The 21,996-nt window shown below is 56.9% G+C and carries 18 protein-coding genes; 15 read left to right on the top strand and 3 right to left on the bottom strand.

Translation table 11 applies throughout. The features are described from left to right. Positions 1–9 precede the first annotated feature (9 nt). The 3 genes from JW799_RS03325 to JW799_RS03315 all read left to right on the top strand — a co-directional run bounded on the left by JW799_RS03325 (position 10) and on the right by JW799_RS03315 (position 7,274). Complete coding sequence (locus JW799_RS03325; protein WP_176220762.1) at positions 10–5,550, top strand: S8 family serine peptidase; 5,541 nt, start codon at positions 10–12, stop codon at positions 5,548–5,550. A 13-nt stretch (positions 5,551–5,563) separates the two neighbouring features. Beyond that, the gene (locus JW799_RS03320) at positions 5,564–6,394 is read left to right on the top strand and encodes an imm11 family protein (RefSeq protein WP_139787205.1); all 831 of its coding nucleotides are present in this window, start codon (positions 5,564–5,566) and stop codon (positions 6,392–6,394) included. A gap of 67 nt (positions 6,395–6,461) precedes the next feature. Then, the gene (locus JW799_RS03315; RefSeq protein ID WP_205428669.1) at positions 6,462–7,274 is read left to right on the top strand and encodes an imm11 family protein; all 813 of its coding nucleotides are present in this window, start codon (positions 6,462–6,464) and stop codon (positions 7,272–7,274) included. Between the two features lie 201 nt (positions 7,275–7,475). Here JW799_RS03315 and JW799_RS03310 read toward each other — a convergent pair whose 3' ends face one another. The 3 genes from JW799_RS03310 to JW799_RS03300 are packed head-to-tail and all read right to left on the bottom strand — an operon-like array spanning position 7,476 to position 9,909. Next, the gene (locus tag JW799_RS03310) at positions 7,476–8,822 is read right to left on the bottom strand and encodes a helix-turn-helix domain-containing protein (protein ID WP_205428667.1); all 1,347 of its coding nucleotides are present in this window, start codon (positions 8,820–8,822) and stop codon (positions 7,476–7,478) included. Continuing rightward, entirely contained in the window at positions 8,726–9,082 is a 357-nt protein-coding gene (locus tag JW799_RS03305) for a PucR family transcriptional regulator ligand-binding domain-containing protein (RefSeq protein WP_205428665.1), read from the bottom strand. The genes JW799_RS03310 and JW799_RS03305 overlap by 97 nt, the downstream gene beginning before the upstream one ends. Before the next feature lie 38 nt (positions 9,083–9,120). Beyond that, positions 9,121–9,909, bottom strand: coding sequence for a creatininase family protein (locus JW799_RS03300; protein ID WP_080835888.1), 789 nt, complete (start codon positions 9,907–9,909; stop codon positions 9,121–9,123). Positions 9,910–10,151: 242 nt separating this feature from the next. Here JW799_RS03300 and JW799_RS03295 point away from each other — a divergent pair, with 242 nt between their 5' ends. The 12 genes from JW799_RS03295 (at position 10,152) to JW799_RS03240 (ending at position 21,715) form a co-directional block, all read left to right on the top strand. After that, positions 10,152–11,291, top strand: a complete 1,140-nt coding sequence (locus JW799_RS03295) for an extracellular solute-binding protein (RefSeq protein ID WP_080835891.1) — start codon at positions 10,152–10,154, stop codon at positions 11,289–11,291. 37 nt (positions 11,292–11,328) lie between these two features. Then, the gene (locus tag JW799_RS03290; RefSeq protein WP_205428663.1) at positions 11,329–12,228 is read left to right on the top strand and encodes an ABC transporter permease; all 900 of its coding nucleotides are present in this window, start codon (positions 11,329–11,331) and stop codon (positions 12,226–12,228) included. Next, positions 12,225–13,034: an ABC transporter permease gene (locus JW799_RS03285; RefSeq protein WP_080835897.1), complete on the top strand. Its 810-nt coding sequence runs from the start codon at positions 12,225–12,227 to the stop codon at positions 13,032–13,034. The genes JW799_RS03290 and JW799_RS03285 overlap by 4 nt, the downstream gene beginning before the upstream one ends. 87 nt (positions 13,035–13,121) lie before the next feature. Next, on the top strand, positions 13,122–13,928 hold the full coding sequence (locus tag JW799_RS03280; protein WP_205428661.1) for a nucleoside phosphorylase: 807 nt from the start codon (positions 13,122–13,124) through the stop codon (positions 13,926–13,928). Positions 13,929–14,081: 153 nt separating this feature from the next. Then, positions 14,082–15,224, top strand: coding sequence for an ABC transporter ATP-binding protein (locus JW799_RS03275; RefSeq protein WP_205428659.1), 1,143 nt, complete (start codon positions 14,082–14,084; stop codon positions 15,222–15,224). A gap of 5 nt (positions 15,225–15,229) precedes the next feature. Further along, on the top strand, positions 15,230–16,201 hold the full coding sequence (locus JW799_RS03270; RefSeq protein WP_176220763.1) for a carbohydrate kinase family protein: 972 nt from the start codon (positions 15,230–15,232) through the stop codon (positions 16,199–16,201). After that, on the top strand, positions 16,186–17,379 hold the full coding sequence (locus JW799_RS03265) for an amidohydrolase family protein (RefSeq protein WP_205428657.1): 1,194 nt from the start codon (positions 16,186–16,188) through the stop codon (positions 17,377–17,379). Before JW799_RS03270 ends, JW799_RS03265 begins: the two co-directional genes overlap by 16 nt. A gap of 22 nt (positions 17,380–17,401) precedes the next feature. Then, the gene (locus JW799_RS03260; protein ID WP_080835917.1) at positions 17,402–18,307 is read left to right on the top strand and encodes a pseudouridine-5'-phosphate glycosidase; all 906 of its coding nucleotides are present in this window, start codon (positions 17,402–17,404) and stop codon (positions 18,305–18,307) included. A gap of 81 nt (positions 18,308–18,388) precedes the next feature. Continuing rightward, positions 18,389–18,814 (top strand): cupin domain-containing protein, encoded by a 426-nt coding sequence (locus JW799_RS03255; RefSeq protein WP_080835918.1) that lies wholly within the window; start codon positions 18,389–18,391, stop codon positions 18,812–18,814. Between the two features lie 7 nt (positions 18,815–18,821). Next, the gene (locus JW799_RS03250) at positions 18,822–20,018 is read left to right on the top strand and encodes an amidase (RefSeq protein ID WP_080835921.1); all 1,197 of its coding nucleotides are present in this window, start codon (positions 18,822–18,824) and stop codon (positions 20,016–20,018) included. Between the two features lie 23 nt (positions 20,019–20,041). Continuing rightward, positions 20,042–20,836 carry a cysteine hydrolase family protein gene (locus JW799_RS03245; protein ID WP_240353134.1) on the top strand — a complete coding sequence of 265 codons (795 nt, stop codon included), beginning with the start codon at positions 20,042–20,044 and terminating at the stop codon, positions 20,834–20,836. Between the two features lie 18 nt (positions 20,837–20,854). Next, on the top strand, positions 20,855–21,715 hold the full coding sequence (locus tag JW799_RS03240) for a fumarylacetoacetate hydrolase family protein (RefSeq protein ID WP_080835924.1): 861 nt from the start codon (positions 20,855–20,857) through the stop codon (positions 21,713–21,715). Positions 21,716–21,996: the final 281 nt, after the last annotated feature.

Here is a 21,996-nt window from a genome sequence, read left to right as displayed (position 1 = left end):
GAAATGTGCTTGAAAAAAGTCTTATCCTTGTTCCTGATTTTATCTTTATTGGCAGGAAATTTTGAATTCTTAACCAGTTCAGTTAAGGCAAGTAACAATTTTGGGGAACCAGGCGGAGGAAGTTCTCTATCAAACCTGGAATCCGTATATTCGGGAACTAAAGTAGACGAGGACGTAATCGATAGTCTCTTATCGACAATGAGCGTAACGAGAAGTGTTTATAGTGAAAAGCCGCGAGGCGGATTTTTGGTACGATTGAATCCCGAATATCGGGTCAGCGAATCAACGGTTTTGGATACATACAAAGATTGGAATGTTCAGAAAAGTACAACTCCTGAAATTAGTTTGAATTCCGGCAGGATTTTGGTTTCAGACCAGTTATATGGAGTGGCGGAGAACAGCCGGGATATATTGGAATCGGATATCGGATACAAGCTTGATTATTATAACGTAAAGAGCTTTGATTCTTTTAACGCTCTGTACATGGAATTAAATACGGACGAAGTGAATCAACTGCTTTTGGATCCTAAGATAGCCTCCATTGAGGAAGATAAGCCAATAGAAATCGCCGAGAGCGCTCTTACGGAAGTAGAAAGCGAATCAGTCAAGGAAAGCGCTCAAACGATTCCATGGGGGATTCACTCTTCAGGTTCTTACATGGTTCAAACGCAAAAAGAACCCGGTATGGGGTCGGTTAAAGTAGCCGTTTTCGATACGGGGATATCCGACCATCCGGATCTGGCAATTGCAGGAGGAGTTTCTTTCGTCGAATCCTCCGGAAGTTATTGGGACGATAACGGGCATGGAACGCATATTGCCGGTACGATTGCCGCTTCCGACAACGGGATCGGTGTTCTTGGCATGGCTCCGTTAGCCGAAGTGTATGCTGTCAAAGTCATGGATGCCAACGGAGATGGGCAGACCAGTTCGGTTATTCAAGGTATCGATTGGGCGATACAAAATGATATTGACATGATCAATATGAGTTTTGTTTCTTCCCAATACAGCGCAATGTTGCATGAAGCGATTCAAGATGCGGTTGAATCAGGCATCCTTGTGATTGCAGCAGCCGGTAATATGGGGTCGGGCACCGATACGGTTCAATATCCGGCAAAATATCCGGAGGTTGTAGCGGTCGGAGCCGTCGACCCTTCCCATCATCGAACTGACTTTTCAAGCACGGGAAGCGAGCTGGATTTAGTAGGACCCGGGTTTGGCATTTTAAGTACCAAAATAAACGGAGAATATGGGGTTGCCTCGGGAACTTCCAATGCGGCAGCGCATGTTACGGGAGCGGCAGCTCTATTATGGTCGAATCAACGTTCCTTGACGGGACAAGAAATCATCCAGCAACTGTATGATCATGCAACCGTTCTAGGAATGGCAAATGAGTACGGACATGGACTGATCAACCTTGCGAAAGCGGAAGGCATGATTTCCGGTCCTATAGCTCCTCTTTCCGATGAGAATCTGTCCGGTTTAAATACGGTACTGCCGTCCGAGCCCGAAGGCGAAATCGGAATCGCATCGTATGACAAACAAAACGATGGCGCGACGATTTATCCCGGGGACTCTGTCACCGTTTCCTTAAAATTGGAAGGAAACGAGCACGGCGAGAACCCGCATACGCAAATTGTCGTAGAAGTTTATCCAGTTTCGAATCCTTCCAACATCGTCGCGACCCGAACGATATTGAACCCTCAGTTGGATGTTGCCATCCCGTTCACTTGGCAGACAACATCATCTACGCCGACAGGCACGTATCACATCAAGTACCGGTATACGTCTATCGGAACCGGGAATTTTGACGATATTTTTGTTATTTATGTTGCCCAGTCGGGAGTCGGACCGGACACGTACGAACCGAACGATACGTTCCTTACCGCAAAAAGCGTAGTCCCGGGGAACAGTTATATTTCGTACATTTCTTCTGGCAGCGATATTGACTATTACAAGCTAACAACCGACCAAACAGGCGAGCTTGATATACAATTGACGATACCCTTCGCCCTGGATTATGAACTTTACGTTTATAATCAATCGGGCGTTCAAGTGGGTCAATCTTCCAATGGCACGGGCGCTTCTGAATTCATTACCCTTCAAGTTGCGGAAGGGGCAACCTATTATATAAAAGTCATCGGGTTCAGCGGTCAGTTCAGCTCATCCCCATATACCTTGATTCTTGGTGAAATACAGGTACAACCGTTTTTGGCTCCTACAGGCCTCGAATACATTCCATCGGCCAATAGCATCAAATTGACATGGGATGCAATGCCGGAAGCCGTCTCATACCTTCTTAAAATCGATGGTACGCAAGCCGGCACTGCGACGACGCCTGTTTTTACCTTTACGAATTTGAGTCCGATGCAAACCTACACGCTGGAAGTAGCTGCCGTTTATTCCGGGGGTACAAGCAGCTATAGCTCGATTCAGGCTTCCACAACGATCCCGGAACTGATCGTTTTTCAGCCCGAGGATATGGATCAGCTCGCCGGGACGAGCCAACTCTATAGCTTTACGCCAGCAACAACCGGGGTTTACCGCATTTATACGAGTCCATACGGCGGTTCCGGAGCTACCGTAGATACGGAACTCGGCATTTATTCGGATCTTCAACTGACCAAGGCTCTCGCCGTTAACGACGATGTCGACGATACCGTGTTTTCGGAAATTAGCATCAGTCTGGTCGGGGGACAAACGTATTATGTCAGGGTATCCGGCTTCGATTCCACGCGTCTTCGCGCTCGCGTGACGGCGGACGTAGTCAGCTCGACCATCCCCTATCTTCAACTGGATCAGCCCGTTGATATCCATCAGCAGTCGGGCAGCAGCAATGTATACGTCTTTATTCCGGCCCAGAACGGAAAATACCGTTTTTCAACCAGTCCGTACAGTGGAAGTTCCGCTTCCAGATCTAACGATACCGAACTCGCTGTATACTCCAATCTGGACATGGCCATCCCCATTACGAATGGCTATAACGATGACAAGAACGATTCGGTTTATTCCGAGGTTATCGTGAATTTGAGTGCGGGAACTCCGTACTATGTGCAAGTTAACGAAGTCAATGGCGGTAAAGTATTTGCGCGATTGACGGCTACATCTGCGGGCGAAGCGTCATTTGCGGCGATGCAGTTGGGGCAACCCGTCGATTTGTCCGTGCCGCGGGGAGAAGACGCCTATTTGCAATTTACTCCTTCGCACTCGGGAACGTATCGGTTTTTTACGGCAAACTATCCCGGACTGGCGCAACTGAACGATACGGAGATCGGATTATATGCGGACCCGGATTTGCAAAATCTGATTGATTTTAATGACGATGTCAAAAGCTACAAACCCTATGGAGAGCTGTTCTCCAAGCTTGAAGTAAATTTGAATGCGGGAACGACCTATTATTTAGTCGTTAGAAGCTTCGGTTCCTTTAATGGCCTGCAGGCACGGTTCGTTGTGGAATCGATGGAGCAAGCCAGCAGAACTTCCGCCCGCAGCCTGACTTTCGGACAATTGGTCGACACCGACGCCAACGGCAATCCGGCCACGATAACGTCCTTGTATGACGTCGATTATTATCGCATCGAACTGACGGAGCCTCGCCAGATCAGTTTGTACCTCTCCGCCGGAGAAGGGGCTATTGAGGATGCGAACGGGAATGTGAGGGGATATTTCGACCTTGAGGGCGAGCAGGTCTTTAATCTCGATGCGGGCATCTATTATTTGCGGGTAGAAAACGATGTCCTTCATACGAACAGGCAAGCCCTCGCGTGGAATTTTTCCGGTTATGCTTATGAATTGTCTGCCGATTTAAATGAAATTTCTTATACTCACGGCAATTACGGAGAGGAAATGGCAGCGCTCCGGGCATTCAGCGCGAATTTGAGCAACAGCTTCGATGCTACGATTGATTCCGGAGACTATGTAGAAGTCAATTACAAGCACAAAAAAAATCACTCCCAATTGTTCATTCAGGTCACGACCGGACAGGACGCCTACACGGTTTATGAAACAACGATGACGGGCAATTTCCAGGCCGGTCAGAGCACGACCATCCGGTGGGACGGTTCGGTTAATTCAACCGCATCCTCTAAAAATTTGTTCGCCAGTTCCTATTCGCAATCCGGCAGGACGTATTACTGGGCGAAAAGCGGAAATTACAAAATCTATGTGTACCGAATGGACGGTACGAAGAAAAAAGACGCCTCGGCATATCGTGTAGAGGTATTTAACGATCCCTTGAACCGGCTTAACGTCATTCCTGTTCCGTATACGCATGTAAACGGGAAAGAGATTACGGCCAAGGATATCAATAGCTGCAAACAATGCTATAACTACTTTGAGCGGTATGTTTATGATCCGGATACGTGGACTCCGCCTCTAACCGCGTATGAGGCTTGGTTCGGGGATATGTACGGCGTGACCGGGCTCAGAATGTTTTGGCAGAAGGCCGATCAACTGGTTAGTTGTGATGACGAACCAACAGATTTAGCGAAATTACAATGTACGATCACCACCATTGGTATGATTCCATTTATCGGAGAGAGTGCTGATGTATTAAATGGTGTGATATACCTTGTAAACGGTGATTATGCTGGTGCATTGTTATCCACTGCTTCCATCGTTCCGTATGTGGGGAACGGAATCGCGGGTGCCAAGAAGTTCAACAAGATTTATAAATCGAACCCATGCGGTTGTTTGCCTGAGGGAACCAGTATAACGACCAAAGACGGGGTTAAACCGGTAGAGGATATACAAGTCGGCGACCTCGTTCTGGCCAAATATACGGATACAGGCGTCCAAGCCTTTAAACCGGTCGAGAAACTTTTCAGCAGTCAGACAGAAGAAATATTCACCTTAAAAATCGGCGATACAACGATAGAGACAACGGGTAATCATCCTTTCTGGGTAAAGGGAGAAGGTTGGGTACCGGCTGATGAACTAAAACCCGGCGATCAGCTAGAAACCGAGACCGGTAATCTTCTCACAGTTGATGCAATAACTGTCAGATATGAAGTCAAACAGGTTTACAACTTTACAGTTAGCGATTTTCATACGTATTATATCTCGGACCTTGGCATTCTGACGCATAATCTTCTTGATGTTTGTCAGATTCAAAATTACGCTAATGTGAGTCCAAATAAATTAACCAACAGGGTAAAAGGGACTCCATCTGCTATCTTGGAAGCTGAAATTAAAAAGGCAACGGGGCTGGAAAAGCCAAATGGTTGGGCTGCTCACCATATTGTGCCTTATAAGAAACCGTCACCTAATGGATTTGCTAAGGAACTTCAGGATATATTGGATGAAAATGGAATCGATCTAAATTCCTCTGCAAATGGAGTTTACTTGCCTCCAGGAAAAGGAGCCTCCACTACTGTTATAGACGGGCAAACCATGACAACTCATAATGGATATCACGTGTCGGAGTATTTTGAGTTTGTGCTTAAACAAATTGATCCTGTAAGAGATGATCGCGATGAAATAGTGAAAGTGTTGAACGATATCCGTCAAGACTTACTTCATGGAAGATTGAAACTTGGAAATTTAAACAATTAATGAGGTGAACGAAGTGAGAATTTATGAACTAAGAAGTCATTATAAATCCGTGCCAATTACATCGTACAATGACGAAAGCCATCCGATTTCCTCTAGGTTTGAGGGAGGATCCAAGCTCCAATCTTGGTCACCTATTTTGGTAGAAACGATCGTCGAAGAATCCTACAATAGCGAGGAATCCTATAATGACTTTCCAAAATATATTACTGGAAAACCTGTCGTTTCTTCTCGTGTCAAAGAAGTAATCAAGCTCTTTGTACAAGAGGAAGTTGAGTTTCTCCCCTTGATGCATGAAAAACTGGATTTGTACATGATTAATGTGACGAATGTACTGAATTGTGTCAACTGGGAACGATCTGATGTTAAGTTGACGACTAAAGGGAAATTTGCCGGCTTCAATAAACTTGTATTCGATTTTGGAAAGATTCCTGCCAGTACGTATATGTTTAAAATTAAAGAGACTGTTAGGATTTGTGTATACGTCACGGAAGCATTTAAAAACCTGATTGAAAGCCAAAATCTCAAAGGCTTGGATTTTTCGGTTGTATACGACTCTGAATTCACCGAAGAGAAGGAACTGGAACAAAAACGGAACTACGAGTTGGCTTTGGCGGAAATCGAACGCCATAAAGGCGAGGAATTTTCCTACGAGGAAGCCTTAGAGCGTGTTGATCGAGGACAAGCCGTAGCCAGCGGAAAATGGAAGATGCAATTGGATGAGAAAGGCAGATTCTGGCTCGGAGACTTGAACCTCGAACTCAAATATTCATGGATCATGCCGATATATATGCCGCCTGTTTTGCTCGGTTATCGCTGGCACGAAGTGGAGAAATCCGAAATTTAAAGAGTTGGATGACGAGGCCTCCGCTGCTTTATAAGTGTGAACACATCTTGAAATTGGGTGCTGATAAATGAAAGCTTATGGATGGAACAACCATATTAAATCAATGGTGCTCATATCGGACAGGGATAAGACCCATCCAATTACGTCCCGTTTTGATGGAACACCTAAGCTTGATCTGTGGTCGCCAGCAAAGGTAAAAACAGCTACAAAAAATAGCTACAAGGATTTTCCGGTGTTTTTAACTTCAAAGCCGGTTATTTCTGCACGTGTCAAGGAAGCGATTGAACCATTTGTAAAAGATGAAGTCGAGTTTCTGCCTTTGATCCATGAAGAGCTGGATTTGTACATGGTTAATGTGACGAAGGTGCTGGATTGTGTGGACTGGAAGCGATCCGATATTCAAACTTTCAAAGACGGTTCACTTGCAGGGTTCAATAAGCTTGTGTTTGATTTCGAAAAAATACCTGAAGACACCTATATTTTCAAATTTAAAGAACGAGCTACTACATTGGTATTTGTGACCGAAGCGTTCAAAGACTTGATCGAAAGTCACAAACTCAAGGGCTTGGACTTTTCCGAGGTATACGACTCTGAATTCACCGAAGAGAAAGAACTGGAACAAAAGCGGAATTATGAGCTGGCCCTGGCAGAAATTGAACGCAATAAAGGAGAAGAATTTTCCTACGAGGAAGCCCGAGAACGAGTTGATCGAGGACAAGCCGTAGCCAGCGGAAAATGGAAAATGCAATTGGATGAGAAAGGAAGATTCTGGCTCGGAAACTTGAACCTTGAACTCAAATATTCATGGATCATGCCGATATATATGCCGCCTGTTCTGCTCGGTTATCGCTGGCACGAAGTGGAGAAATCCGAAATGTAAAATTCTCCATTATTGTTCTCCGTCGTACCGGGATCTGGAGCTTAAAGCGGCGCCGGAAACGACAAAACGTCTCCCCTGGGAACATGAATAAGCTGAACGCCCCCTTAACGCTCCACCTCCTGTCAGGCACCGCACCTCCTGCCAGGCCCGCCCTGGTGCCCCGCCCCCGTCAGCAGGGCCGCCGGGACGGACTGACAGCCTTCAGGAGGCCCCGTCCTCCGCCTCCGCCAGCTGCCGGAACAGCATCGCAAGCTTGAGCTGCAGCTGGTCGCTCATTTTTTTCAAATCGATCCGCAGCAGCTCGCTCGCCTTCTCCAGCCGATACAGCACCGTGTTCCGGTGGACGAACAGCTCCTTGGCCGTCTCGTTGACGTTCCCTTCGTTGGCCATGTACGCTTCCAGCGTCTTCAGCATTTCCGCCCGATACTCCTCGTCCTTCGCGAGCAGCGGAAGCAGCAGGTTGTCGCTGTAGCCGGCCAGAATGTCCCGGGGGATGTGGCGAAAAACGTAGTTCAGCTCCAGATCCGAAAACAGCGTGACCGCGCGCCCGAACGAAAGGCGTTCGCTGATGCTTTTCGCATGGTCGCATTCGTCGCTCGCCTCCAGAATATCGGCCAGCTTCAGCTTCGGCTTGCTGACGTAGCAGCGGTAGCCCGGGGAAGGCGCCGACCCGACGACCTCCTCGAGGGCGGAGACGATCCGCTGCACGAAGTCGGGGACGGAAAGCTCCCGGGATTCGGCGGGCAGCGCGAACAGGGTGACCATTTCGCTGCCGACAAAAAGATGGTGGGAGCCGATCGGGCTCAAATACGGGTGGTACATCAGCTCGCGGCGGATTTTTCGCAGCCCTTTGTGGGGAGCGTCCTCGCCGGGAGATTCCGGATAGATCGCGGTTTTGACGCATAGGTAGGCGCAGTCGCGAACGTTTTGGCGGAGGGCGCGGGTTTGCTCGAGAAATTGCTCGGGCGTAATCCGCTTTTGCAAGTAGCGTTCCAGCACGAGCGACCAGCGGTAGCCGGACACGGATTGGCGCTCGTCCTGAAACCGGTCCATATGGAAGGAAAGAATCTCGGCGGCTTGGTGAAAAAGCCCTTCCTCCTCCTGGATGATCGTCGCATGGCGGGGCATGACGAGCAGAAAACCGCAGCACTCGCCGTCCTGGATGAGCGGGATCGTGCAGCGCCAGCCGCTGAGCGAGCGCGATTTGTCGAATTTCGGGTTCCACGGCCAATCCTTCAGCACTTCGGCTTCGGGCCAATCGCACGTGTTGTACAAAATTTGCCCCCTTGCGCCGACGATGACGATCGGATACGACAAAATGTCCCCGATCCGCTGAAAATGATTGGCCGAATCGCCGGGCTGCATGGCGAAGCGCATGAGGCTTTTCTGCTTGTCCAGCGCGTCGTGCAACTTGCGGGTGCTTTTCTCGATTTCGGCTTCGACGAGCGCGTTCATCTGGTCGGCGAACGTAAATTCGTACGGCAGCTCCAGCACGGGAAAATGAAGCCGGTTCGCTTCCTCGATGACGACCGGGGGATCTGCTTCCAATAGCGGCCGAGCTTGATGCCAAGTCCGGCCGAGCCCCGTTCGTTCAGCTTTTGCAGCAGCCGGAGGAAATCCTCCGGCGTATCCTTGATGGCGAAGGCGGTCGTAAACAGCATTTCTCCGGCTTTGACCCAGTCGGAGACGTCCGGGGCATCCATCATGTTGACCGATTTGATGACGCGGCCCGCGCCTTCGGCCCCCGCCACGATGCGGGAACGGGACAACGGATAGATGCGGAGGGCTTCTTCTACGGTGAGATGCATGTCGGTTTCCCCCTTCTGGATGAACGGGCGCCTGCGTCTTAATAGTCGGTCGAGACGGCGCTCAGCACGATTTCGGACATTTTCTGTGTCACCCGCTCGTACATCCGACGGCCGATTTCTTCGGTGGACCCGGTCGGATCGCCGATGACCCCGGTTTCCGACAGGTCGCGGGTGGTCCACGCAAGCGAGACGTCGCCGCCGAGCTTGAAGCAGGAGCATTCCGCCACGGTCGGATATTCGGCCCGGTAGTGCTCCGGCTTCACCCATTCGGGCTTGGCTGCGAGCATAAGCGACGTTTCCAGCGCCCCGCCGTGAATGCCGTATTCCAGCTCCCTCGCCGTAAACGATTCATCGGCGTACAAGCCGGCCGTGTTGACGAAGAACACCTGCAGCCCGAGCTCCACCCGGGCGTCTCTTGCCGCCAGCGTAATGAGTTCCGGGTTGCCGCCGTGGCTGTTGACGATCATCAGCTTTTTCCAGCCGTCCTTATGCATGCAGCCCATCAGCTCCGACAAAATCGCCGTCATCGTCGCCGTCGACAGCGAGAATGTTCCGGAAAAGCCGTCGTGCTCGTTGCTCTTTCCGTAGGAGAGCGGCGGCAGCAGCCATACCGGCGCTTCCTCCGGCAGCAGCGCAAGCGCCCCCTCGATCAGCGTCTCGTTCAGCAGGGAATCGGTAAACACGGGGAGATGGCGGCCGTGCTGTTCGACGGAAGCGATCGGCAGGACGAGCAGCGCTTTCTCCTTCGGAATGTCGGCGATTTCTTTAGTGGTGAGCCGCGGCAGGAACCGGTCGTTCCAGACGCGCCCTTCGTATCTCGTACGCATTGGGCGTCCCCTCGCTTTTCTATTAGTATAAAGAATTTTCGTGTAATAAAATATAACAATAATTTTGGGTTCGATCACTATTTTAAAAGAGATTGACGCTTATTTTAGTTTCCCGTACAAAAAAAGACCGCTTTTTAGGTTGTGCGTCCAAAACGGCGTTATGTTAATTTACATAAAATTCGATTGTCTCGTATACTCTCCTCAGAACCTAACATACAAAGCATCTGAGGAGGGCTATTGGAGTGAAAAGGGTCAGAAACCATCGTATCGCATCGCTGTCGTCCGTTGTCGTGCTTGCCATGCTCGTCTTGTCCGCTTGCGGAAGCAACAACGGCAATTCGGGAGCCAGCTCGAGTCCGGCATCCCCGTCCGCGTCTCCGTCGGCATCCTCGGCCTCGTCTTCTCCGGCCGCATCCGGCGAAAAAAGCTTCGAAGGCCAGAAGCTCGTCGTCGGCGTTTGGGGCGGATCGTACGCCGAAACGATCGAGAAATACGTCGTCGAACCGCTGGAAGCGCAAGGCGCCACCGTCGAGCTTGTGCTCGGGGGAACCGGCGACCGCCTCGCCAAAATGTACGCCGAAAAAGGCAATCCGACGATGGACGTGGCGTTCCTGAATTTGTACGAATCCAAGCAGGCGATCGACGACGGCGTCGCCGATCCGGTCGATCCGAGCATTCCGAACTTCTCGCAGCTATACCCGGCCGCTCAGGAAAACGGCTACGGCATGACGTTCATGGGCCTGGGCATCGTGTACAACAAAGACCTCGTGACGGAGCCGATCGCCGAATGGGCCGATCTGTGGCGCGAGGACTTGAAAGGCAAGGTCGCGTTCCCGACGTATCCGGGCTTCGAGGGCGACGCGCTTGTCGCGATTGCCGGCAAAGCGTTCGGCAAAACGGAGCAGGACGATCAAGCGAACTTCGACAAGCTGAAAGAGCTGGGCCCGGTTCCGATGTCGTATTCCAACCTGGACGAATTGTTCCTGGAAATGAAAAACGGCAGCGTGCTGGCCGCGCCTATCTTCAACAGCTACGCGAACGAATATATCAAGAAGGGCTTTCCGGTCGAATTCGTATCCCCGAACAGCCCGGGACCGGTCATGGCAAAAGACACGATCGTCATCGCCAAAGGCACGAAGGTTCCCGAACTGGCCAAGGAATTCGTCAATCTCGCGATCGGCGTCGAGACGCAGGAGCATTTCGCGACGGATCTGTTCTTCGGGCCGACGAACAAGGAAGTGACGGTGCCGGACGACCTTGCCGCGCAAATCGTGTACGGCGAGGAAGCGGTCAGCAAGCTGGAAGTGCTGGACTGGGATTACATCATTTCCAAACGGTCCGACTGGACGCAAAAATGGAACACCGAAATTCTCGCCAACTGACGTAAGCATGTCCAACATTTGAAAGGGGGAGAGGCGGATGGAAAAAGCAATCGCGGAGTCCCGGCGGCCGAATCCGGCGGGGCAAAGACAGCTGTGGTCCAAGGTGGCGCTGCTCTCTCCCGCCATGCTTGTCTACTGGGCCGTGTTTTTGATTCCGGCTATCGTGCTGCTGATCAACAGCTTTCAGGCGAATCAGCCGGAGCGGACGATGTGGGAGCGGGATTTATCGCTCGGCAGCTTTTCGCGGTTTTTCTCCGATCCTTATTTCATCAAGGTGATCGGAACGACGCTGCTGCTGGCGGTCATCGTCGTCGCCGTTTCGCTCGTCGTCGGCTATTTGCTGGCCTACCACATTTATAAAGCGAAATCGTTCGTCAAGACGACCCTGATCACGGTCGTGCTTACGCCGCTGTTCAGCGGAGCGCTGCTGCAGTCGCTCGGCTGGTACCTCATGTTCGCCCGCTACGGGCCGATCAACGTCGCGCTGAGGGACATGGGGCTGCTGTCGCAGCCCCATAACTTCCTCGGCACGTACGGCGCGGTCGTCGTCGCGCTCGTGCACGGGTTTTTGCCGTTCATGGTGCTGTGCATCGTCAACTCGCTGCGGTCCATTCCGGCCAACGTGCTGGACGCGGCGTCCAGCCTCGGCGCAAGCTCGTTCACGGCGTTCGTCCGCGTCACGCTCCCGCTGTCCAAAGGGGGCATGATGGCCGGCAGCGCGCTCGTGTTCGGCGGGACGCTCGGCTCCTTCGCGACGCCGGGCATCGTCGGCCAGGGCAAAATCCAGCTGCTGGCGCAAATCATTTACCAGCAGGCCATTCAAATTTTCGACTGGTCGTTCGCCTCGGTCATTTCCATCGCGCTGCTGGTCGTTTTGGCGGCCGTTACCATTTTGTTGAACCGTTCGGTCAACGCCTCGGGGAGGGATCGCCAATGAACCGGCCGAATGCGGGCAGCCGCGTCGCTTACGGGGCGCTCAAGGTTGTTCACCGGATCGCGGTCTATCTGGCCTTTTTGTTCGTTTTGGCGCCCATGCTGCTGATGGTGATCGTCGCTTTCAACAAGGCCGATTATTTCTCGTTTCCGCTGGAGGGGTTAAGCTTCCGCTGGTTCCGGGAGATGGCGGACAACTCGGAATACCGCAATTCCATTGTCACCAGCTTGCGGCTGTCCGCGATCGCGACCGTTCTTTCGCTCGCCATCACGATTCCGGCATCGCTCGCCCTCCGCAAAAGCGATAGCAAATGGATCGAGTCCGTGCTGCTCGCCCCGCTGTTTTTCCCGCTTGTCATCTGGTCGCTCGGGCTGCTGCAGTTTTACGGCATGATCGGGCTGTCGGGCTCCTTCGTTTCGCTCGTGCTGGCGCATGCGGTCATGATTACGCCGTTTATTTTCCGGATCGTCATCCAAAGCCTTCGCGAAACGAATCCGCGGCTCGAGGAAGCGGCGCACAGCCTCGGCGCGGGCAAGTGGACGACGTTCCGCAAAATCACGCTGCCGATCATATTGCCCGGCGTTATCGTGGGAGCGGTGTTCGGGCTGCTCATGTCGTTTACCGACGTGACGCTCACGATGTTCATCTCGAGCTCCGGCTCGCCGACGTTCCCCGTCCGGGTCTATTCGGAGCAGCGAAGCGAAGGCTTGAACCAGATCGTGCTCGCCTGGTCGGCCATCATTACGCTCGTCATTTTCATCCTGTCGCTCATCGGCGAAAAATTCGCCCGCTGGTCGCGCTATTTTTAACCGCGGTTCGGCTCTCCGCCGCCATTGCGGGTTGCGCTTGCCGGCCGCGGATTCCATCCCATTCGAATATTGGAGGTTATCATCGAGATGATGAACAAAATCGGACCTTTTACGATAAACGGCAAGCCTGCCTTTACCCAGATTACCGCGGATCAGATCGCGCCCTACGTCATCTTCGTCGTCAAGGACCCGCTGCACGGCTGCGAGAAGGACGTCGCGGAGGAAGTCGCGGAGCATTTCGATACGCACCGGCTCGTGTCCGACACGGGCATGGCCAAAACGTACACCGGCACCTATAAAGGCGTCGACATTTCGGTCATTTCCTGCGGCAGCGGCGGGCCGGAGCTGGAAATCATCCTCATGGACATTATGGCCAATACGAACGCCCACACGTACATTCGCGTCGGCGGCTCCGGCGCGATGCAGGAGTCGCTGTCCGTCGGCGATCTCGTCATCGCGACCGGCGCGGTCCGGGACGACGGCACGAGCCAAAGCTACGCGCCGAAGCAATTCCCGGCCATCGCCGATTACCGGCTCGTCGCGGCGATGAAGCGCGCGGCGGAAACGAACGGCTTCCGCCACCATCTGGGCGTCACCCGCTCGTCCGACTCGGAATACGTCGGCGTCGGCCGCCCGGCGCTGAACGGTTACCTTCAGGAGCAGCACAAGCAGCAATTCGAAATGTGGCACCGCGCCGGCGTGCTGAACGTCGAGCGGGAGGCCGCGATCCTGCTGACGCTGACGACGCTGTTCGGCCTGCGCGGCGGCGTCGTCAACGCGATCGGCGACAATTTCGTCACCGGCGAGCCGTTCGTGGCCGGAGCGGGCTTCGAGCACGCGATCGTGACGGCGCTGGACGGCATCGTTCTGCTGGATGAGCAACTGAAGGCGTAAGGCGAAAGGCTTGGCCGCGGCAGGGGAGCTGCCTGGGCCGGGGCCGTAAACCGGTAAAATAGAGCCATGACTCGCGCGAAGAGCCGCGTATGGAATGAACGGCCGCAATAGGCTGCGGCAAGGATCGCGAAATGCGGGAGAGGAGGAACGTTCATGAGTCAACTGGCGCTGGAGGGACTGTCGAAAACGTTTCGCGGCGTGGAGGTGCTGCAGGACGTTTTTCTGCAGGCCGAGCAAGGCGAATTCATTTGTCTGCTGGGGCCGAGCGGCTCGGGGAAAAGCACCGTTTTACGAATGATCGGCGGCTTCGAGACGCCCGACGTCGGCAAAATCCGGCTGGCGGGGGAAGAGATTCAGGACCTGCCTCCGAATCGGCGCAACATCGGGTTCGTTTTTCAGGATTACGCGCTGTTTCCTCATTTGACGGTGGAGGCCAACATCGCGTTCGGCCTGAAGTGCCATAAGACGGAGAAAGCGGAAATGGGCAGGCGCATCAAGTCCGTGCTGGAGCTGGTCGGCTTGACGGGGCTGGAAAAACGTTACCCGAAGCAGCTGTCCGGCGGCCAGCAGCAGCGGGTGGCGATTGCCAGGGCCATCGCGCTGCGGCCGTCGCTGCTGCTGCTCGACGAGCCGCTTTCCAATCTCGATGCCAAGCTGCGCCGGCAAATTCGGCTGGAAATGCGCGAACTGCAGCAGGAGCTGGGCATTACGACCATTATGGTCACCCATGACCAGGAGGAAGCGATGACGATGGGCGACCGGATCGCCGTGCTGCAAAGCGGCGTCATCCAGCAAATCGGCAAGCCGCTGGAGCTGTACAAGCGGCCGGCCAACCTGTTCGTGGCCGGGTTTCTCGGCGACCCGCCGATCAATCTGCAGCCGTGCCGAGGCGCGGTGCGTGACGGCTTGCCGGGCGTCGAGGCGCTGGACGCGTTCCTTCCGGCGGACCTGGGCAGCGGCGGCGAAAGCCGGGAGTGGGAAGGCAAGGAGTTCGTGCTCGGCATCCGTCCCGAAGACATCGGAGTCGCGAAAAGCGGAAGCGGTGCTCCCGGCATTCCCGCCGTCGTCGACGTCATCGAGCATTTGGGCTCGTCGGCGCTCGTGCACGTCCGCACGGAAGCTTCGCGGACGAAGCTGACGGCGCTCGTGCATGCCAAATGGATACCGGAAGCCGGAGAGCGCGTCCTGCTGGACCTGCATGCCGGCAACGGCCTGCTGTTCGACAAAACCACCACATTGGCCGTTCCCGGCTTTGCGTTCAGGCAGCCGGCGGAGCCGGCCGGAATCGGAAGTTGAGGCCTATGAAACAGCAACGCATTTTAACGTTTGGCAACGTCGTCATGGACGGCTTGTTCATCCTTCCGCGCATGCCCGGGTACGACGAAAAAACGTTTGCGGAAACGGTGTCCTGGTCCCCGGGCGGACCGGCCGTTCACTTCGCGGCCGCTTCGGCGAAGCTGGGCTCGCGCGCGAACGTGCTCGGCTGGGCGGGCGACGACTCGATGGGCTGGCAGGTGCAGAACATTCTGGAGACCAAAGGCGTCGAGCCGTCGCTGCACCGGATTTTGAATACGCAAACGCCGACTTCGATCATCATGGTCGACCGGACCGGCGAGAAGGCGGTGCTGCTGTCCCCGCCGATCGAGCCGTCGAGGCTGCCTGCGCCGGAGGAAGTGGCCGCCTTCGATTTGTCCCGGACCGATCATTTGCATACGCATCTGTTTTTGGAACCTTACGTGGATTGCCTGCTGACCGAGTGCGGAAGGCTCGGCATTTCCCGATCCATCGATCTTGAGCCGTCCTCCGTGCGGCGCTGGGGCGTCGAAGGCGTCAAAAACGCGCTCGGCAACATCGATATCGTGTTCGCCAACGAAGCGGCGGTCCATTTGTTAAGACCCGAAGAAGACGAGCTCCGCGAAAAGCTGGCGCGCATCGCCGATTGGGGCCCCCGCGTCGTCGTCTGCACGAGAGGGCGCCAGGGGAGCGCGGCATACGGCGACGGACGGTATATCGTCAGCCCGTCGGTCCGCGTGCTGACGAGCAACTCGCTCGCGGCGGGCGATATTTTCGCGGGCGCGTTCGTCAACCGCTATCTGGAGGAGCGAGACATCCGCCAGGCGGTCCGCTACGCGACGGCGGCTTCGGCGGTGGCCGTAAGCCGTTCGGGCAGCTCCGTCCACTATCCGTCCGCGGAGGAAATCGAGGACATGCTGGCGCGGAATCCGCTAAACATCGAAACGAACGAGGTGAACGTGGAATGGAAGTCTATGTGAACGGAACAGTCGCGGCGGGCCCCGAGCTGGAGCTGATCGAAAACGCGACGCTGATTGTGGAAAACGGCAAAATCGCCGCCATCGAGCGGCAGCCGCGCGAGCACGGCATCGACCTGAAGGGCGGCCTCGTCATTCCGGCGTTCGTGGACGCGCATACCCATATCGCCGACACGGGCGCCAAGGAGCTCGGAACCGGGATGCTCGTGGAGGACGCGGTGCTGCCGCCGAACGGCCTCAAGCACCGCTACCTGCAGCAGCTGTCCGAGGAGCGCCTGATCGAGACGATCCGGCAAGGGCTCAAGGAGATGCTGAAATCCGGCGTCGCCGCGTTCGGGGATTTCCGCGAGGGCGGACTGGACGGCATCCGGGCGCTGCGCAAGGCGAGCCGGGGGCTGCCGATCCGGCCCGTCATTCTCGGGCGGCCGATGGCCGATTACAAGGCGGGCTTCGAGCTGACGCGCAAGGAGCTTGAAGCGGTGGCGGAGGAGGCCGACGGGTTCGGCATTTCCAGCATCAACGCCTTCGGCCTCGAAGTCTACCATCAGATCCGGGAAATCGTCGGCGACAAGGTGTTTGCCATTCACCTGAGCGAATCTCCGCGCGATCACGAGAACTCGCTTCAAACGTTCGGCGAAACGGAAGTGAAGCGGGCGTTCGCGTTCGAGCCGGACCTGATGGTGCATCTCACCCATGCCACCGAATCCGACCTCGTCGAGCTGAAGGCCCGCAGCCAGCGGATCGCCTGCTGCCCGCGGACGAATCTGATTCTCGGGGACGGCATTCCGCCGCTGCACGAGTTTTTCGCGCGGGGCATTCCGATTTCGATCGGCTCGGACAACATGATGTTTTCCAGCCCCGACCTGTTCCGGGAAATGGACACGGCAAGCCGGGTGACGCGCGGGGCGACGAAGGAGCCGCGTTCGATCGATTCGAGCTACTTGCTGCGGTCGGCCACGTTTTCGGGAGCGCAGGCGCTCAAGCTGGACCGCGCGATGGGATCGCTCGAGCCGGGCAAGGACGCGACGTTTCTCGTGCTCGATACGAGCCGCGATCCGTTCGTATATACGCACGATCTCGTTTCGTCGGTCGTTCACCGCTGCGGGCCGTCGGATATTAGCCGGTTCGTTTGCGCCGGGACGACCGTCATCGAAGATTTCGAATTCAAGCTGAATTTGTAACGTGAAAAAAGGGGGGCTGGCGATGGAATTTTCACTGCGCGTACGGGATGCCCTGGACCGGGGAGAGGCGGTCGTCGCGGTCGAGTCGACGCTGCTGACCCACGGCCTATCGTATCCGAGATCGCTGGAGCTCGTGCTCGACATCGAGCGGACAATCCGCGAGCGCGGGGCCGAACCGGCCGTCGTGGCGATGATGGACGGCGAGATCCGCATCGGCCTCGAGCGGGAGGAGCTCGAGCGGCTGGCGCAGGCGGAAGGGCGCGTCAAGCTGACGACGGCCGATCTGGGCGCGGCCGCCGTCAGGCGGCTCAGCGGCGGGACGACGGCGGCGACGACGGCGTGGATTGCCGCCCGCGCCGGCATTCCGGTCGCGCTCGCCGGCGGCCTCGGCGGCGTCCACCGCGACGTCGCCGAGACGTGGGACATCTCCGGAGACCTGACGGCGATGGGGAGCCTGCCCGTCATGATGGTATGCGGCGGCATCAAGACGTTTCTGGACGTCGGCAAAAGCCTGGAAGCGCTGGAGACGCTCGGCGTGCCGGTCTGGTCGTACGGCAGCGACCGGTTCCCGGGCTATTTCGTCCGCGAATCGGCGTTTTCGGCGCTTCAGGTGCGGTCCGGGGAAGAAGCCGCCGCGATGGCCAGCGCGCACTGGCGGCTCGGCCTTAACACCGGCATCGTGCTCGGCGTGCCGATCCCGGAGAGCGACGCGTTCGACGGAGACGAGATGGAGGCGGTCATCGAGGCCGCGCTGGCCGGCTCCGAGGGCCGAAGCGGAGGCAAGGGCGTGACGCCGTATTTGATCCGGGCGATCGAGGCGCATACGCAAGGGCGCTCCGCGGCGGCCAACCGCGCCCTGATCGTCGAAGCGGCGAAGGCGGCGGCCGAAACGGCGGCGGCGTTCGCGCGGCTTCGCATCGCGGGCTGAAATCCCGTTTTTCGCAACTGGCTTGTTGGGGATCGCAGTTTCCGTTTTAAAAATCAGATCGACTGGAAAGGGAGAGGCGCCATGGATATTCGTCAACCGTTGGCAGGGAAAGCGGACAGCTTGCCGGTATACAAAATTTCTCCGAAAGACACGAACAAATTCGTTTTGCTCAGCGACGGGGATTTTTATCCGTTCATGAACTGCGTCGAAATTTTCGACGTGGGCGGCAAAACGCCTCCGAACACGCACAAGGCGGCGTTCGAGCACTTCTACGTGCTGCACGGAACCGGCATCGCCATCGTCGGCGACCGGGAAATTCCGATTTCGGCGGGCGCCCATCTCGTCGTGCCCCCGGGCTTCAACCACCAGGTGGAAAACACCGGCGACAGCCGCCTGTACGTGTTCACGACGATGATCCCGGACGAGGACTTTTCCGCGCTGATCAAGAGGGGCGTTCCGGCAAGCCTGGACGAGGAAGACCTGCGCATTTTGTGCGGAAAGGAATGAAAACGCGATGAGCGATCGTTGGGGAGCCTACAGCCGGCGCGATCTGACGCTCGAGCCTTTGTCCGAAGGAATGCTGAGCGGGCTGACGTTCGCGGCCAAGGACGTGTTCGCGGTCAAAGGCCATGTGTCAGGAGCGGGCAACCCGGACTGGGAACGCACGCACGAGGCCGCGGACCGTCATGCCGCGGCGATCGAGCTTTTGCTCGCAAGCGGCGCCCGGCTGGACGGGATGACGCATACGGACGAGCTGATGTTCAGCCTGAACGGGGAAAATTTCCATTACGGCACGCCGGTCAACCCGAAGGCGCCGGACCGCATCCCGGGCGGCTCCTCCAGCGGGTCGGCCGTCGTCGTCGCGGCGGGTTTGGCCGATTTCGCCATCGGCACCGACACCGGCGGCTCCGTGCGGATCCCGTCGTCCTACTGCGGGATTTACGGTTTCCGGCCGACGCACGGCCGGGTGGCGATCGAGGGGGTCATTCCGCTGTCGGTCACGTTCGACACGGTGGGCTGGATGGCCGGCTCCGCGAAGCTGCTGAAGCGCGCCGGCGAGCCGCTGCTCGGCCCGGCCGGAGACGAAGGCGCGGCTTTCGGCCGGCTGATCGTGGCGGAAGACGCGATGGCAGCGGCCGATCCGGAAACGCGCGAGGCGCTGGAGCCGTTCGTCGAGCAAATCGCCTCCGCCTTCGCCTCCCGCGAAAGCGCGACCGTCGCGCCCGAAGGGCTCGCGGAATGGATGCGCATGTTCCGGGTCGTGCAGGGCCTGGACATCTGGCGCGAGCACGGCGAATGGATCGAGCGGACGAATCCCCGCTTCGGGCCCGGCATCGCGGAGCGGTTCGCCTGGACGTCCACGCTTGATCCGGAGGCCGGACGGGCCGAACGGCGGGCGGTGTCGGATATCCGCAAGCGCCTCGGCGGCTTCCTGGGCGAGGACGGCGTGCTGGTTATTCCGACGGCGCCGGGCCCCGCGCTTTTGCGCAACATGCAGGGAGACCGGCTGGAGGAGCGCCGCTCGCGCACGATGCAGCTCAGCTGCATCGCCGGGATCGGCGGCCTGCCGCAAATAACGCTCCCTTGGGCGGAAGTCGGCGGCTGCCCGGTCGGCTTGTCCCTCGTCGCCGGTCCCGGCCAAGACCGCAAGCTGCTGAACTGGGCGGCGGATTGGGAAGAACGGCTCGGTCCCGGGCGGACCGCAACTTGACCACAAGCTATCGGAGGTGGCCTATGACCGCCATGCACACGCTGGGCCATGCCCGCAATCATTGGAAAGTATCCGGCGAGCGCGTCGATCTCCGCCGGGCGAAGGGAAAGCCGCAGCCCGTGTCGTTCGATGCCGAGCCGCAGCGGCTGACGCTGGACCTCGGCCGCAGCGCGCTCGTCGTCGTCGACATGCAAAACGATTTTTGCAGCCCGGGCGGGTGGCTGGACTACATCGGGGCGGACTATCGCCCGGCGAGAAAGCCGATCGAGCCGCTGAACCGACTCCTGCCCGCGCTGCGCCGCGAGGGCGTCCCGATCATTTGGCTGAACTGGGGAAACCGGGCCGACAGGATGAATCTGAGCCCGTCCGTGCTTCACGTATACAATATGTCCGGCGACGACATCGGCATCGGCGGCCCCCTGCCGAACAACGGCTCCCGCGTGCTGGAAAAGGACAGCTGGAGCGCGGCCGTCGTGTCCGAGCTGGACGCCGACCCGCGGGATATTTACGTGGACAAATACCGGATGAGCGGGTTTTGGGATACGCCGCTCGACAGCATTTTGCGCAATTTGAGCGTGAGCACCGTGCTGTTTGCCGGAGTGAACGTGGATCAATGCGTGATGGCGACGCTGCAGGACGCCGTTTGTCTCGGCTACGACGGCGTGCTGCTGTCGGATTGCAGCGCCACGACTTCGCCGCCGTACTGCGAGGCGGCGACGTTGTATAACGTTAAGCAATGCTACGGCTTCGTGGCCCGGTCCGAGGCGCTGCTTGCCGGGATCGAGGAAGGCGAAACGGCCGAAACAATCGACGAATAAAAAGGCGGGGTTATGAAGATGAGGCTCGCGACCATTCGCAAGGACGGGCTTGAACAGGCGGCCGTTCAGACCGCGCGGGGCATTGTCACGCTGGAGGAGCTGAACCGGTCGGCCGGACGAAGCTGGCCGACCGGCATGCTGGAGCTGATCGAATCCGGCGCCCTGGCGGACGTTCGCGCCTGGCTGGCCGAAGGCGGGCAATCGATTCTTGCGGGCATGCCCGCGCTTGCGCCGGGAAGCTATGAGCGCGCCCCGCTCTACCGGCGCCCGCGCAAAATTTGGGGCATCGGCTTCAACTACGTGCAGGACGCCGAGGAGCTGAAAACGGTCGACCCCGCCGAAGAGCCGGTCGGGTTCATGAAGCCCGACACGTCGCTGATCGGGCCGGGCGAGCCGATCCGGCTGCCGGCGGACGCCGGCCGGATCAACGCCGAGGCGGAGCTTGCGATCGTGATCGGTCGGACATGCCGCAACGTATCCGAGGCGGAAGCTTCCCGGTACGTGGCGGGCTTCGCGGCGACGCTCGACATGACGGCGGCCGACATTCACGCGCGCAACCCGCGGTTTCTGACGCGGGCGAAAAGCTTCGACACGTTTTTCAGCCTCGGCTCCGAGCTGGTGACCCCGGACGAGCTGGAGAACGTCCTGGACTTGACCGTTCATACGGCGCTTAACGGAGAGGTCAAGCATACGAACAAGGTGTTCAACATGCGGTACCGTCCGTGGTTCGCCGTCGCTTTTCACTCCCGGTTCATGACGCTGCTTCCCGGCGATATCCTGATGACCGGAACGCCGGGAGCGGTGCAGATCCGGGACGGCGACACGGCCGAATGCCGCATCGACGGCTTCGAGCCGCTGGCGAATCCGGTGCGGGCGTAACAAGCCTGCGCTAGTTCCTTTGCCGCCCTTGGGCCGGAGTTCCGGCCCGGCGGCGCGCCTAACGACCGGAACGCATCCAGCTACCGGAACGCATCGAGCTACCGGAACGCATCGAGCTACCGGAACGCATCGAGCTACCGGAACGCATCCAGCTACCGGAACGCATCGAGCTACCGGAACGCATCCAGCTACCGGAACGCATCGAGCTACCGGAACGCATCCAGCTACCGGAACGCATCCAGCTACTGGAACGCATCGAGCTACCGGAACGCATCCAGCTA

It is taken from the genome of Cohnella algarum (assembly GCF_016937515.1).
Lineage (GTDB): Bacteria > Bacillota > Bacilli > Paenibacillales > Paenibacillaceae > Cohnella > Cohnella algarum.
The sequence above is the reverse complement of the archived record's forward strand: the minus strand, read 5'-3'. Positions and strand labels throughout refer to the sequence as shown.

What these genes read in the sequence shown, in the direction of transcription:
- JW799_RS03275 (WP_205428659.1), top strand. Translation starts at nt 14,082, where the DNA reads ATGAGTCAACTGGCGCTGGAGGGACTGTCGAAAACGTTTCGCGGCGTG.
- JW799_RS03260 (WP_080835917.1), top strand. Translation starts at nt 17,402, where the DNA reads ATGGAATTTTCACTGCGCGTACGGGATGCCCTGGACCGGGGAGAGGCG.
- JW799_RS03290 (WP_205428663.1), top strand. Translation starts at nt 11,329, where the DNA reads ATGGAAAAAGCAATCGCGGAGTCCCGGCGGCCGAATCCGGCGGGGCAA.
- JW799_RS03280 (WP_205428661.1), top strand. Translation starts at nt 13,122, where the DNA reads ATGATGAACAAAATCGGACCTTTTACGATAAACGGCAAGCCTGCCTTT.
- JW799_RS03245 (WP_240353134.1), top strand. Translation starts at nt 20,042, where the DNA reads ATGACCGCCATGCACACGCTGGGCCATGCCCGCAATCATTGGAAAGTA.
- JW799_RS03285 (WP_080835897.1), top strand. Translation starts at nt 12,225, where the DNA reads ATGAACCGGCCGAATGCGGGCAGCCGCGTCGCTTACGGGGCGCTCAAG.
- JW799_RS03315 (WP_205428669.1), top strand. Translation starts at nt 6,462, where the DNA reads ATGAAAGCTTATGGATGGAACAACCATATTAAATCAATGGTGCTCATA.
- JW799_RS03250 (WP_080835921.1), top strand. Translation starts at nt 18,822, where the DNA reads ATGAGCGATCGTTGGGGAGCCTACAGCCGGCGCGATCTGACGCTCGAG.
- JW799_RS03270 (WP_176220763.1), top strand. Translation starts at nt 15,230, where the DNA reads ATGAAACAGCAACGCATTTTAACGTTTGGCAACGTCGTCATGGACGGC.
- JW799_RS03240 (WP_080835924.1), top strand. Translation starts at nt 20,855, where the DNA reads ATGAGGCTCGCGACCATTCGCAAGGACGGGCTTGAACAGGCGGCCGTT.
- JW799_RS03265 (WP_205428657.1), top strand. Translation starts at nt 16,186, where the DNA reads ATGGAAGTCTATGTGAACGGAACAGTCGCGGCGGGCCCCGAGCTGGAG.
- JW799_RS03305 (WP_205428665.1), bottom strand. Translation starts at nt 9,082, where the DNA reads ATGCATCTCACCGTAGAAGAAGCCCTCCGCATCTATCCGTTGTCCCGT.
- JW799_RS03300 (WP_080835888.1), bottom strand. Translation starts at nt 9,909, where the DNA reads ATGCGTACGAGATACGAAGGGCGCGTCTGGAACGACCGGTTCCTGCCG.
- JW799_RS03255 (WP_080835918.1), top strand. Translation starts at nt 18,389, where the DNA reads ATGGATATTCGTCAACCGTTGGCAGGGAAAGCGGACAGCTTGCCGGTA.